The sequence below is a fragment of the Lysobacter antibioticus genome, assembly GCF_000731095.1.
In the GTDB taxonomy this organism is placed as follows: Bacteria; Pseudomonadota; Gammaproteobacteria; order Xanthomonadales; family Xanthomonadaceae; genus Lysobacter; species Lysobacter antibioticus_B.
In genome coordinates, this window is record NZ_JMTZ01000065.1 from 1 (window position 1) to 12,698 (window position 12,698).

14 protein-coding genes are annotated in these 12,698 nt (G+C 68.5%); 7 read left to right on the forward strand and 7 right to left on the reverse strand.

Going from position 1 to position 12,698, the window contains the following annotated elements; all coding sequences use genetic code 11:
- Positions 1-249: 249 nt before the first annotated feature.
- Positions 250-1,122, reverse strand: a complete 873-nt coding sequence (locus EX88_RS0117265; RefSeq protein ID WP_031373238.1) for an NYN domain-containing protein — start codon at positions 1,120-1,122, stop codon at positions 250-252.
- Between the two features lie 170 nt (positions 1,123-1,292).
- On the opposite strand from EX88_RS0117265, the gene tal reads away from it, so the two are divergent.
- Both tal and EX88_RS0117275 read left to right on the forward strand, forming a co-directional pair.
- Positions 1,293-2,243, forward strand: a complete 951-nt coding sequence (gene tal, locus EX88_RS0117270; RefSeq protein WP_031373239.1) for a transaldolase — start codon at positions 1,293-1,295, stop codon at positions 2,241-2,243.
- 16 nt (positions 2,244-2,259) lie between these two features.
- On the forward strand, positions 2,260-3,540 hold the full coding sequence (locus EX88_RS0117275) for an NAD(P)/FAD-dependent oxidoreductase (RefSeq protein ID WP_031373240.1): 1,281 nt from the start codon (positions 2,260-2,262) through the stop codon (positions 3,538-3,540).
- A gap of 120 nt (positions 3,541-3,660) precedes the next feature.
- Here the strand turns inward: EX88_RS0117275 and EX88_RS0117280 are convergent, their stop codons facing one another.
- Together EX88_RS0117280 and rpoH are read right to left on the reverse strand one after the other, a co-directional pair.
- Positions 3,661-4,128: a DUF1203 domain-containing protein gene (locus tag EX88_RS0117280; RefSeq protein ID WP_031373241.1), complete on the reverse strand. Its 468-nt coding sequence runs from the start codon at positions 4,126-4,128 to the stop codon at positions 3,661-3,663.
- A 164-nt stretch (positions 4,129-4,292) separates the two neighbouring features.
- The gene (gene rpoH / locus EX88_RS0117285; protein WP_031373242.1) at positions 4,293-5,171 is read right to left on the reverse strand and encodes an RNA polymerase sigma factor RpoH; all 879 of its coding nucleotides are present in this window, start codon (positions 5,169-5,171) and stop codon (positions 4,293-4,295) included.
- Positions 5,172-5,629: 458 nt separating this feature from the next.
- Between rpoH and EX88_RS0117290 the strand changes: the two genes are divergently transcribed.
- The gene (locus EX88_RS0117290) at positions 5,630-6,076 is read left to right on the forward strand and encodes a hypothetical protein (RefSeq protein WP_152566330.1); all 447 of its coding nucleotides are present in this window, start codon (positions 5,630-5,632) and stop codon (positions 6,074-6,076) included.
- Between the two features lie 7 nt (positions 6,077-6,083).
- Here EX88_RS0117290 and EX88_RS0117295 read toward each other — a convergent pair whose 3' ends face one another.
- Positions 6,084-7,547, reverse strand: a complete 1,464-nt coding sequence (locus EX88_RS0117295) for a PLP-dependent aminotransferase family protein (RefSeq protein ID WP_031373244.1) — start codon at positions 7,545-7,547, stop codon at positions 6,084-6,086.
- A gap of 107 nt (positions 7,548-7,654) precedes the next feature.
- Between EX88_RS0117295 and EX88_RS0117300 the strand changes: the two genes are divergently transcribed.
- The 3 genes from EX88_RS0117300 to EX88_RS0117310 are packed head-to-tail and all read left to right on the forward strand — an operon-like array spanning position 7,655 to position 9,726.
- Positions 7,655-8,359, forward strand: a complete 705-nt coding sequence (locus tag EX88_RS0117300) for a glutathione binding-like protein (protein WP_031373245.1) — start codon at positions 7,655-7,657, stop codon at positions 8,357-8,359.
- 41 nt (positions 8,360-8,400) lie between these two features.
- Positions 8,401-9,207, forward strand: a complete 807-nt coding sequence (locus EX88_RS0117305) for an MBL fold metallo-hydrolase (protein WP_031373246.1) — start codon at positions 8,401-8,403, stop codon at positions 9,205-9,207.
- Positions 9,208-9,252: 45 nt separating this feature from the next.
- Positions 9,253-9,726 carry a cupin domain-containing protein gene (locus tag EX88_RS0117310; RefSeq protein WP_081931146.1) on the forward strand — a complete coding sequence of 158 codons (474 nt, stop codon included), beginning with the start codon at positions 9,253-9,255 and terminating at the stop codon, positions 9,724-9,726.
- A 47-nt stretch (positions 9,727-9,773) separates the two neighbouring features.
- On the opposite strand, the gene EX88_RS0117315 is transcribed toward EX88_RS0117310, so the two are convergent.
- The 3 genes from EX88_RS0117315 to EX88_RS0117325 all read right to left on the reverse strand — a co-directional run bounded on the left by EX88_RS0117315 (position 9,774) and on the right by EX88_RS0117325 (position 11,538).
- Entirely contained in the window at positions 9,774-10,085 is a 312-nt protein-coding gene (locus tag EX88_RS0117315; RefSeq protein WP_235186334.1) for an ArsR/SmtB family transcription factor, read from the reverse strand.
- 37 nt (positions 10,086-10,122) lie between these two features.
- On the reverse strand, positions 10,123-10,578 hold the full coding sequence (locus EX88_RS0117320; RefSeq protein ID WP_031373249.1) for an SRPBCC family protein: 456 nt from the start codon (positions 10,576-10,578) through the stop codon (positions 10,123-10,125).
- 117 nt (positions 10,579-10,695) lie between these two features.
- Positions 10,696-11,538, reverse strand: a complete 843-nt coding sequence (locus EX88_RS0117325; protein ID WP_051885252.1) for a helix-turn-helix domain-containing protein — start codon at positions 11,536-11,538, stop codon at positions 10,696-10,698.
- Between the two features lie 142 nt (positions 11,539-11,680).
- Here EX88_RS0117325 and EX88_RS0117330 point away from each other — a divergent pair, with 142 nt between their 5' ends.
- A complete protein-coding gene (locus EX88_RS0117330) occupies positions 11,681-12,664 on the forward strand; it encodes an alpha/beta fold hydrolase (RefSeq protein WP_031373251.1) in 984 nt (327 codons plus the stop codon).
- Positions 12,665-12,698 lie beyond the last annotated feature (34 nt).

The following is a 12,698-nucleotide window of genomic DNA, read 5'->3' on the forward strand; positions in this document are numbered from 1 at the left end:
TCCCTGTCCCGATGAAAAACGGCCCGCATCCATGCGGGCCGCCCTCCGGGTCTTCTGTGGCCTTCGCTAGTGCGAAGCTGCGCACAGCAACAGCAACAGCAACAGCAACAGTCATAAGCCAAAGCCAAGGCCAAGGCCAAGGCCAGGGATGGGATTCGACGCCGTCAAGGAAAGAACGTCGCCGCCCACGATTCGCGGTCGCGGCTCGCGCCGCTCCTACCCCAGCTGCGTCGCGGATCGCACCTTCGATCAGGTCTTGGCCTTGACCTTCGGCTTGCTCGCCGCCGACTTGTTCGCCGGCGGTTTGTTAGCGGCAGGCTGGTTACCCGGCGCAGGATTGACCGCCGGTTTGTTCGCCGGCGATTTGCTCTCGGCGGCTTTCTTCGCGCCGCCCTTGGGCTTGTCGCGTACCCACACCGTCAGGTTGTCGCGCCGTATCTCGAACAGGCCCATCGCCTCGATCAGGTCGCTGAGTTTGCGGTAACCGTAATTGCGCGGATCGAACGAGGCCTGGTTGCCGATCTGCTGTCCGATCGTGGCCAACCGCGACCAGCCGTCGTCGCCGCCGGCGGCGTCGACTGCACGCCGCAGCATCTGCACCAGGCGCGTATCGCTGCGCAGGTCCTTGGCGCTGCGCACCGGCGTCGCCGCGCTGTCGTCGGGCACGCCGTCGACGCTGGCCGGCTGGGCCAGGGCCTCGACATAGGTGAATTTGGAACAGGCGTTGACGAAGGGTTCCGGGGTCTTCTGCTCGCCGAAGCCGTAGACCTTGGCGCCCTCGGTCAGCAGGCGCATCACCAGCGGGGTGAAATCGGCGTCGCTGGAGACGATCGCGAAACCGTCGAGGTTGCGCGCATACAGCAGGTCCATCGCATCGATGACCATCGCCATGTCGGAGGCGTTCTTGCCCTTGCTGTAGGCGAACTGCTGCATCGGCCGGATCGCGTAGTCGTGCAGCACCGCTTCCCAGCTCCTCAGGTTCGGACTCTTCCAGTCGCCGTAGGCGCGGCGCACGTTGGCGATGCCGTAGCTCGCCACCTCGGTCAGGATCACGTCGATCTTCGCCGCCGGCGCGTTGTCGGCATCGATCAGCAGCGCGATGCGTTTTTCCTCTGCGGCCATGCGAATCCCCTGCGGGCCGGTCCCGGCCCTGTCGCGGCCAGCCTAGCGCAACCCCGTCGTCGGCGCCTCCACGCCGCGCCGGCGCCGAAACGAGCGCCACGGTCATGACGCGCTAACCTCGATCAGTGAGAATGGCGGGGACCCTAACGACACGACATGACCCCACCCCCATGACCAACCAGCTCGAACAACTGCGCGCACTCTCCGCCGTCGTCGCCGACACCGGCGACATCGAAGCCATCGCCCGCTTCCGACCGCTCGATGCGACCACCAACCCCTCCTTGCTGCTCAAAGCCTCGGCCTTGCCGGCCTATGCGCCGCTGATCGAGGCCGCGGTCGCCGCGGCGCAAGGCGCCGACACCGCCGCGCGGGTCGGCGACGCAGGCCTGCGCCTGGCCGTCGCGATCGGCGGCGAAATCCTCAAGCTGATCCCCGGCCGCGTCTCCACCGAAGTCGATGCGCGCCTGAGCTTCGACACCGAAGCGACCCTGGCCCAGGCCCGCCGCATCGTCGAGTTGTACGACCAGGCCGGCATCGGCCGCGAGCGCCTGCTGATCAAGATCGCCTCGACCTGGGAAGGCATCCGCGCCGCCGAGCAGCTCGAACGCGAAGGCATCCACTGCAACCTGACCCTGCTGTTCTCGTTCGCCCAGGCCGTGGCCTGCGCCGAGGCCGGCGTATACCTGATTTCGCCGTTCGTGGGCCGCATCCTCGACTGGCACCTCGCCAACGGCACGCCCAAGCCGGCCACGCCCGCCGACGACCCCGGCGTGCAGTCGGTCGCGCGCATCTGGCAGTACTACAAGCGCCACGACTACGCCACCGTGGTCATGGGCGCGAGCTTCCGCAACACCGGGCAAGTGCTCGCGCTCGCCGGTTGCGACCGCCTGACGATCTCGCCGGAGTTGCTCGGCGAACTCGAAGCCGGCCACGACGCGGTCGCGCGCGCGCTCGTCGACGACGGCCAGCGCGCCGCGCCGGGCGCGAAGCTCGACGAGGCCGGGTTCCGCTGGCAGCACAACGAGGACGCGATGGCGACCGACAAGCTCGCCGACGGCATCCGCCGTTTCGCCGCCGACCAGCGCAAGCTCGAAGACCTGCTCACCCACCATCTCAGCTGATCGAGGTTCCATCGCCATGAGCGACTCCCGCAAGCACGTCGTCATCGTCGGCGGCGGGTTCGGCGGTCTGTGGGCGACGCGCGCCCTGGCTTCGGCCGAGGTGCGCATCACCCTGATCGACCGTCGCAACCATCATCTGTTCCAGCCCCTGCTCTACCAGGTCGCGACCGCCGGCCTGTCGGCGCCGGACATCGCCGCGCCCTTGCGCCACATCCTGCGCAATCAGAAGAATGTCGAAGTGCGCCTGGGCGAAGTGACCGGCATCGCCGCCGACGCGCGCCAGGTGAGCCTCGCCGGCGGCGACGTCATCGACTACGACTACCTGCTGCTCGCCAGCGGCGCGACCCATGCCTATTTCGGCCACGACGAATGGGCCGACGATGCGCCCGGCCTGAAGACCCTCGACGACGCCCTGCACATCCGCCGCCGCGTCCTGCTCGCCTTCGAACGCGCCGAAGCGGCCGAAACCGAGGAAGAACGCTCGGCTTGGCTGCACTTCGCCGTGGTCGGCGGCGGCCCGACCGGGGTCGAACTCGCCGGCACCCTCGCCGAGATTTCGCGCAAGACCCTGCGTCGCGAGTTCCGCCGCATCGACCCGGCACAGGCGCGCGTGCGTTTGATCGAAGCCGGCCCGCGCGTGCTCGCCAACTTTCCCGAATCGCTGTCGGAAAAGGCCCGCGCGCAATTGCAGCGGCTCGGAGTCGAGGTCGCCACCGGCACCCCGGTGGCCGAGATCGACGGCCGCGGCTATCGCCTCGGCGCCGAGTTCGTGCCGTCGCGCACGGTGCTGTGGGCGGCCGGCGTCGCCGCTTCACCGCTCGGCGCCCTGCTCGATGCGCCGCGCGATCGCGCCGGGCGCGTGCTGGTCGAACCCGACCTCAGCGTGCCCGGGCATCCGGAGATCTTCGTCGCCGGCGATCTGGCCAGCGTCAAGCAAGCCAACGGCCAGCCCGTGCCCGGGGTCGCGCCGGGCGCCAAGCAGATGGGCGCCTACGTCGCGCGTGCGATACGCGCACGTCTCGATCGGCGCGCGCTCGAGCCTTTCCGTTACGTCGACTTCGGCAACCTCGCCACCATCGGCCGCCGCGCCGCGGTGGTCGACCTGCGCGGCTTCAAGTTCTCCGGCTTCCTCGCCTGGGTGTTCTGGCTTGCCGCGCACGTGTTCTTCCTGATCGGCTTCCGCAACCGGCTGATCGTGATGCTCAACTGGTCGTGGGCCTACTTCACCTACCAACGCCACGCCCGCATCATCTTCGGCACCGGCGAGCCTGCCCGCGCCGACACGCCGCCGCCATGAAGGCATGGACGCGACGCGGTGCGCACGCATTGCCTCGGCTGCAGCGGTAACGACGACGAAGGGCGCCTCGCGGCGCCCTTCGTGTTTACCGCGGACTCGGTGGCTGTCTGCAAGGTCGCGTCAAACCCGATCGATCCGGCACATGAAGCAACCGGTGCGGGCGTTGTGCGCGTGCACTTCGGTCGTGTCCGGATCGTCGAGCAGCTCGGCCAGCGCCGCATCGGCCTGGGCGCCATCGATCGCACGCGCGCCGCGCATCCAGCCGTCGGCATCGTAGGCGCGCAGCGACAGATGACGGGTGCGCAGGAACGGCGGTAGCGCGTCGTCGTACGAGGCCGCGGCGGCGCCCTCGCGCACGTAGATCGGGCCGCTGGAACGATAGGGGCCGTCGCAGGCGTGGTGCTCGAAGGTCAGCAACAACACCGAGTCGCCGGGCTTGGCGTCGGCCAGGCTGATCCGGCAGGGGTAGCCGTTCGGCGAGTCGGCGACGATGCGGCGCATGCCGTGGGCACGCAGGCTGGCGTCGTCGAGCGCGCCGAGGGTGGCGAAGGGTTCCGGCGACAGGCCGGCGATGCGGTAGCGAGACATCGGGTAACTCCCTGGAAGACAGTGCCCCAAGTTAGATGCCGCGCGCGCGCGGCGATATCCGCTTCTTGCGCTGCGCGGTCGCGAACGCTGCGGCCGATTGCGGCGCCGCAAAGGACGACGGCCCGGTTTCCCGGGCCGTCGTCGCTAAGCTTGTTGATCGCCGATCAGGCGACGAACAGGCCGCGCATCTTCTTCAGGGCATTGGCTTCGATCTGGCGGATGCGCTCGGCGCTGACGCCGTACTCGTCGGCCAGTTCCTGCAAGGTGATCTTGCTGTCGGCATCGAGCCAGCGACGCTTGATGATGTCACGCGAACGCGCATCCAGGCCGGCGAGGCCTTCGCGCAGCAGGCCGAGCTGGTTGTCTTCCTCGTCCTCGCGCTCGTACGACTGCGACGGATCTTCGTCGCTCGCGCGCAAGTACGCGGCCGGCGACGGCGGCGCATGATCGTCGTCCTCGTCCGAAGGCGCATCGAAACCGATGTCGCGGCCGGACAGGCGCGATTCCATTTCCAGCACTTCGCGCTCGGAGACGTTGAGGTCCTTGGCGACCAGGCGCACTTCCTCGGCGTTCATCCAGCCCAGGCGCGTCTTGCTCTTGCGCAGGTTGAAGAACAGCTTGCGCTGCGCCTTGGTCGTGGCGACCTTGACGATGCGCCAGTTCTTGAGGATGAACTCGTGCATCTCGGCGCGGATCCAATGGACCGCGAACGAGACCAGGCGCACGCCCTGGTCGGGGTCGAAACGCTTGACCGCCTTCATCAGGCCGATGTTGCCTTCCTGGATCAGGTCGCCGATCTGCAGACCGTAGCCGTTGTAGCCGCGGGCCACGTGGACGACGAAGCGCAGATGCGAGTGAACGAGTTCACGGGCCGCGTCGAGGTCTTCCCCTTCGCGGAAGCGGCGCGCCAGCGCCTGCTCGTTTTCCACGCTGAGCACCGGGATCTGGTGCACGGCGCCGATATACGCGTCCAGCGAACCGAGCGCGCTGGGCACAGGCAGGTTGTTGGCGACTAGAGCAGTGGATTGGGCGATAGAGGTCATGGGGGTCATCTTAGCAGTCGCGATATATGACTGCTAAAGGTGGGGAAAGTTCCACAGTGTTGCGGTACTGGAACGGGCGACCGGGCCTTGACCGGCCCGGGCGGCGGAGCGCCGGACCGATGAGACGGCGGCGCGGACATCAACATACCCTTTGCAATTAATAACTTATTAAAGCGAACCGGCCGTCGGCGCCATTCAGCCTAGGGCCCGGGCGCTCGAATATCCGCCCGCGGCGCCTTCGGCCGCCTGAACCGGCGTGGCGAAACGCCACTATCGGCCTGATCCGGGCGCACGTTCCATCAGGACCGGGGTCCCAGATCGCAAAACCGGCGCCGGGTCGAGGGCGGCGACCGGGGCTTCGACCCCCGGTCCCGACGAAGGTTCACCCCGCAACCCTGCTCGCGCCCGCGACCGGCGCGCCACTACAGTGAGGCGACGCCGCCCGCCCCGGACTGCCCGTGATCCGAAGAACGACCCAGGAAGACGCCACCGGCTGCGGCCTGGCCTGCGTGGCGATGCTCGGCGGCATCGGCTATGCGCAGGCGCGGGTGCTGGCGCGCCGGCTCGGCGTCGGCCCGCACGACCGGGTCGTGGGCCGCGGCGACCAAGCGCGCACGGTGCGCAATGCCTATTTCAGCGATGCCAGGCAGCTGCGGCGCATGCTCAAACTGCTCGGTCTGCGCGCGGGGCCGGAACGTCGCCTGGCGCGATGGGATGCGCTCGATCGCAGCGGCATCGCCGGCATCAATCCCAACCGCCGCGAGGGCAGCTGGCACTGGGTGGTCTATCTGCACTCGGACGAAGGCGGCTGCGTGCTCGACCCGAATCCGCGCGTGCGCAGCGAACGCAGGACCGACTTCGGCCGGATGAAGCCGCGCTGCTTCATCCCGGTGGCCCCCGCCTGAGCCGGCGTCAGGCGCCGCCGAGTTCCTCCAGCGAGCGGCGGAAACGCTTCAGGGCCGGGGCGATCTCGTCGGCATCGATGACGCCGTAACCGAAGGTCAGCGCCGGCCGCTCCAAGGCGCCGATCGCATAGTCGCCGACCGACTGAGCACCGGGCAGGTGGCGCAGCATGCGGGTAAGGATCGCCGGCGCCAACCCGGGGTCGCGGATGCGCGCGGCCAGATGCAGCCCCGCTTCCGAGGGAATCGGCTCCAGCCACGGATGCAGTTCGCGGCGCAGGCCGTCGAGCAGAGCGTCGCGGCGCTCGCCGTAGATCGAACGCATGCGCCGCACGTGCCGGGCGAGATGACCGTCGCGGATGAAGGCCGCAAGCACCGACTGGGTGATCGTATCGCAATGCGAATCGGCGCATTGCTTGACCGTGATCAGAGCGTCGCGCGCCCACGCCGGCGCGACCACGAAGCCTTTGCGCAGCGACGGGAACAGGCTCTTGGAGAAGGTGCCGACGTAGAACACCAAGGCGTCGCGATCCAGGGTCTGCAGCGCATCGAGCGGGCGCCCGCCGAAGCGGAATTCGCCGTCGTAGTCGTCTTCGATCACCACCGCATGATGCTGGCGGGCGAACTCCAGCAGCGCCTTGCGCCGGCGCAGCGACAAGGCGACGCCGGTCGGCGATTGGTGCGAGGGGGTGACGCTGACGACGCGCACGTCCTCGGGCAGGCGATCCACGCACAAGCCTTCGTCGTCGACCGGCATCGGCACCAGGCGCGCGCCGGCCGCGGCGAAGGCCGCGCGCACCGGCGGATAGCCCGGCTCTTCGACCGCCACCCGGGTCACGCCCGGCGTCACCAGCAAACGCGCGAGCAGATCGAAGGCCTGCTGCGCGCCGGAAGTGACGATGACGTCGTCGGCCGCGCAGGCGACCGCACGCGCGAACGCGACGTGCTGGGCGATCGCTTCGCGCAGGGCCGGGATGCCTTCCGACGGCGGATAGCTGAAATGGGTCTTCGACCATTCCCGCAGGCTCTGCGCGGACAGACGCCGCCAGAGGTCGTGCGGGAAATGGCGATGGTCGGGAATGCCGAGGCGGAAGCAGCGTTCCGGCAGGCTGCGCGGCAGCGCGGGACGCATGAACGGTGTGCGCCACAGCGGGTTCAGGCGCGGGTCTTCCAGCCCCTGCTCCAGATGCGAGGGCGCGCGCCGTTCGCGACGTCCGGCGACGTCGGCCACCACGGTCTTCGCGCCCTTGCGCGGCAGCGCATAGCCTTCGGCGATCAGCAGGTCGTAGGCGGTGACGACAGTGTTGCGGGCGACGCCGAGTTCGTTGGCGACCTGGCGCGTCGCCGGCAGCGGCGCCCCGGCGGCGAGGCGGCCGTCGAGGATCGCCGAGCGCAGTTGGTGGTGCAGTTCCTGGGTCAGGGTGCCCTGGCCGCGGTCCGGCAGGGCGAGAGGAAACGGGAAAACTGGCCCCATGAAATATCACCGTTTTGGCTCATTCAGGGCGCCAGAGTACTCCTAAGCTGAGTCCATGGAAGCGGCACGACGCCGCCGCACCGCCCCTCCCAGACGAGCCCCTGCCGATGATCGACCTCTACTACAGCCCGACCCCCAACGGCCTGAAGCTGCGCCTGTTCCTCGAAGAGTCCGGCCTGGCCCACCGGATCGTGCCGGTGCAGCTTTCGGCCGGCGAGCAGTTCGCCCCCGAATTCCTGGCGATCTCGCCGAACAACAAGATCCCGGCGATCGTCGACCACGCCCCGCGCGACGGCGGCGAGCCGGTGGCGGTGTTCGAGTCGGGCGCGATCTTGCTCTATCTCGCCGAGAAAACCGGCCTGCTGCTGCCCGAGGACGCCCGCGCCCGTCTCGAAGTCACCCAGTGGCTGTTCTGGCAGATGGCCGGGCTCGGCCCGATGGCCGGCCAGGCCGGTCACTTTCGCGTCTATGCGCCCGAGCCGCTGCCGTATGCGATCGAGCGCTACACCCAGGAAGTGAAGCGCCTGTACGGCGTGCTCGACCGCCGCCTCGCCGACCGCGCCTATCTCGGCGGCGACGCCTATTCGATCGCCGACATCGCTTGCTACCCGTGGATCGTGCCGCACGTCGGGCTCGGTCAGGACCTCGCCGCGACCCCGCACCTGCAGCGCTGGTTCCAGAGCATCGCCTCACGTCCGGCCACCCAGCGCGTCTACGCCGGCATCGACGACCCCTACACGAAGGCGCCGGTGCTGTCGGAGGAAGCGCGAAACGTCCTGTTCAACCAGGGCGCGACGAACGCGAAGTCCTGACTCGTCGCGCACCCGCACAGCCCACCTGCATGAGGCCTGTCATGTCCCTGCCGATCTGCGAAACCTGCGGCACCCAGTTCGCCCCTCATGCCGGCGTGCCGGCGCATTGCCCGATCTGCGAAGACGATCGCCAGTACGTCGGCTGGCAAGGCCAGACCTGGACCACCCACGAAGCGCTGGCGCAACGCTACACGCTGCGGCTCGAGGACGATGCCGGCGTGCTCGGCATCGGCCTGGCGCCGGCATTCGCGATCGACCAACGCGCGCTGTATCTGCAGACCGACGCCGGCAACATCCTGTGGGAATGCCTGGCCCTGGTCACCGACGAGGCCGTGGCCGAGCTGCGCGCGCGCGGCGGCGTCAACCTGATCGCGATCTCGCATCCGCATTTCTACGCCTCGATGGTCGAGTGGAGCGAAGCGCTCGGCGGCGTGCCGATCCTGATCCACGAAGCCGATCGCGCATGGGTGCAGCGCCCGTCCGAACGCATCCGCTACTGGAGCGGCGACGAACACAAACTCTCCGAGGACGTCACCCTGATCCGCTGCGGCGGCCACTTCCCCGGCAGCACCGCGCTGCACTGGAAGCGCGGCCCGCGCGACGGCGGCGCGCTGTTCCCGGGCGATGCGCTGCAGGTGGTGTTCGACCGCCGCCACGTGACCTTCATGTACAGCTATCCCAACTACATCCCGATGAAACCCAGCGATGTGCGGGCGATGCGCGAACGCGTCGCCGGCTACGCATTCGAGGACGTCTACGGCTACACCTGGGGCCGCAACATCATCGGCGGCGGCCGCCAGGCGGTCGACGACTCCTTCGATCGCTTCCTCGATGCGGTCGCCTGCTGAGCCGGCCGCGCCTGGCTGCCTTCCCTATCCTCCGAGGAATACCCGATGCCGCACGGACTCGATGCCCTGCACGATTATCTGCCCGCACGTTTCAGCACCAGCGCCGACCTGCCGTGGATTCCGTCCTCGACCCCGGGCAAGGCCGCCAAGCCGCTGCGCTTCCTCGCCGGCGACCAGGGCTTCGTCGAGCTGCTGCGCATGGACCCGGGCGTGGTCATGCCGCTGCACCGCCACACCGGCGAGATCCATGCCTACAACCTCAGCGGCAGCCGGCTGTTGTGCACCGGCGAGCTGATCGGCCCCGGCGACTATGTCTATGAGCCGCCGGGCAATACCGACTGGTGGAAGATCGTCGGCGACGAACCGATGATCGCCCTGGTCGTGGTCATGGGTGCGGTCGAATTCCTCGGCCCCGGCGGCGTGGTGCGGATGCGCGCTACCGCCGAGACCCAACGCGCCGAGTACGAGCAGTACTGCCGCGAGCACGGGCTGCCGCCGCGCGATCTGATGGAGCGATGACCGGCGCCGCCGGCGCTGCGCCGGCGAGCCTCGGCGGCCTCGGGGTCTCAGTCTTCGACGGAGGATTTAAGCCGCAGCAAGGCCTGGTCCCACTGCTGCGAGATCGCATCGAGCGAGCGCCGCGCCTCGTCCAGTTGCGCGGGCTCGAACTCCCACAAACGTTCGCGCCCGGCCTTGAGGTCGCGCACCAGGCCGGCCTCGGCCAAGACCTGCAGGTGCTTGGTCACCGCCTGGCGGCTGATGTCGGTGCCGCCGGTGAGTTGCGCGATCGACATCGCACCGCCCGCGCACAAAGCCACGACCAGGCGCAGCCGCGTCTCGTCGCTGAGCGCGGCGAAGACCCGTGCCGATTTAGACAAAGCCGACTTGCGCAGGACCGGCGTTTTCGACGCGGCCCTAGCCGACATAGCGTTCGATGTTCTTCATCTGCTCGTCCCAGCCGCCGCTGTTCATGCGGAAGGCTTCGTCGCGGCGCGAGGCCGGCACGCGGTCGAAACCGGACTCGACCACGCGCAACAAGGTGCCGCCGTCGACCTCTTCGAGAGTGAACTCGACCAGGGTCGGCGCTTCCTGCGAGTAGTCGACCTCGGCATCGACCGCATAGGGATGCCAATGGAAGGACAGCAGGCGTTCGGGCTCGACGCGCTGGACTTCGACCTGCATCAGCAGGTGCTCGTAGCCCGGATAGGTGATGTAGCCCTGGGTGGTCTGCCCGGGCACGAAGCGCTGGCCTTTGAGGCGGACGCCGAACCATTCGCCGAAGGACTCGGCGTCCGCCAAGGCCCGCCAGACCCGCGAGCGCGGCGCCTTCAGCAGGATCTGCTTCTCGATGCGATCGGTGGATGCGTTCATGGTCGTACCTCCGACCCGGAGGCTAGTCCCGCCCGCAACGAAATGCAACCATTTGGTTGCCTTACATCGCCACCGCGGCGATCAGGCCGCTCGCCGCCACCGGACCCGCGCCCCGGCTCAAGCCCCGAGCGATCCGTCCTGCAGGGCGCGGCACAGCTGCGCGGTGGCCTCGTCCATCGGGAAACAGCACTCCACGTGCAATTCGTCGATGGTGACGTCGCGCGGGGTGCCGAAGGTGGTGATGGTGGAGAAGAAACGCAGTTCGTGTTCGTCGCGGCGCAGGATCGTGGTCAGCAACGGCGACGGCGCCGCATCGAACTGGCGCCGGCGCCAATGGCTCGGCACCCCGGGATAGGCCATGGCTTCGTCGAGCAAGGCGCGCGCCGCGCTGTCGCCGGGCGTGGCCGCGACGGCGGTATGCAAGTGACGGATCAGCTCGCCGGCCACCTCCTCCCAGTTGGCGACCGCCGGACGCAGATCCTCGGGGTCGAAGATCTGCCGGATCATGTTGGCGTGGCGGTTCGGGCGACCGCGCATGACGAAGGCATTGGTGCGCACCGCAGCCTCGTTGGCCATCAACACGTCCCAGTGCCGGTTCAACAGGAACGCCGGATACGGCTCCTGCTGCTTGAGGATGAATTCGATCGCGCGCCGGATCTGGGCGAACTCGGGCGTCGCCAACGCGGTCTCGGGGTACTTCGGCGCGAAGCCGGCCGCGACCAGCAACGCATTGCGTTCGCGCAGCGGCATGTCGAGGGCGTCGGCGAGCTTGACGATCATCTCGCGGCTCGGCTGCGACTTGCCGGTCTCCACATAGCTCAGATGACGGGCCGATACGCCCGCGTCCAGGGCCAGGTCCAGTTGGCTCCAGCGCCGGACCGCGCGCCACTCGCGCAGCAGCGCGCCGACACTCTGGTTGCGCGGGCCGGTCTTCGGATTCGTAGCGAGGGCCATGTTCATGCGGCCATGATAGGAGCCGGCTTCAGTCAAAACCATGACCTCGCAGGTCATGCAAATTGCACCTGCAACGTCATTGCCGGCATGACTGCCGATCTCGATCATCGCCTCCCATCGAAACGCCCGTCCGGGCCTGGGAGACGACATGAACCGCAGAACCTTCATCCAACTCGGCGTCGGCGCAGCCAGCGTCGGCCTGCTCGGCGCTTGCGCCACCGGCCTGACCGGCGCCGGCGCCACCGCCGCCGATACCGCGCCGTGGAACGCGGCGGCGTTCCATGCCGCGCGCCGCTTCGTCGCGACCTCGTTCGGCGAGATCGCCTACGTCGAGCGCGGCCAGGGGCCGGCGGCCCTGTTCCTGCACGGCTTCCCGCTCAACAGCTTCCAGTGGCGCGGCGCGATGGCCTATCTGGCGCCGTACCGCCGTTGCATCGCCGCGGACTTCATGGGCCTGGGCTATACGCGGGTCGCCGCAGGCCAGAGCGTCGCGCCGGACGCGCAGGTCGACATGCTCGCGACCTTGCTCGACCGGCTCGGCATCGACAGCGTCGACCTGATCGCCAACGACAGCGGCGGCGCGGTCGCGCAGATGTTCCTGGTCAAGTATCCGCAGCGCGTGCGCAGCATGCTGCTGACCAACTGCGACGTCGAGAACGACAGCCCGCCGGCCGCGGTGGTGCCGGTGATCGAAGCCGCACGCCGCGGCCGCTTCGCCCTGGAAACGTTTCCGCCGCAACTGGCCGACCATGCCTTCGCCCGTTCGGAAAAGGGCATCGGCGTACAGTGCTTCACCTATCCCGATCATCCGAGCGACGAAGCGATCGAGACCTACTTCACCCCGCTGGTGAGCACGCCGCAACGCGTGCAGCTCACCGACGCCTATGCGATGGGGCTGGACCCGAACCCGCTCGCCGGCATCGAGGCGGCACTGAAGCGCTGCACGCAACCGGTGCGGATCGTCTGGGGCACCGGCGACACGATCTTCTCGCCGGCCAGCCCGCATTACCTGGACCGCTTGTTCCCGAAGTCGCGCGGCATCCGCTTCATCGAAGGCGCGAAACTGTTCTACCCGGAAGAGTTTCCGGAAGTGATCGCGCACGAAGCGCGCCAGCTCTGGGCGACGCTCTGATCGCAGCGAAATCTGCGTCGTATCCGTATGACGT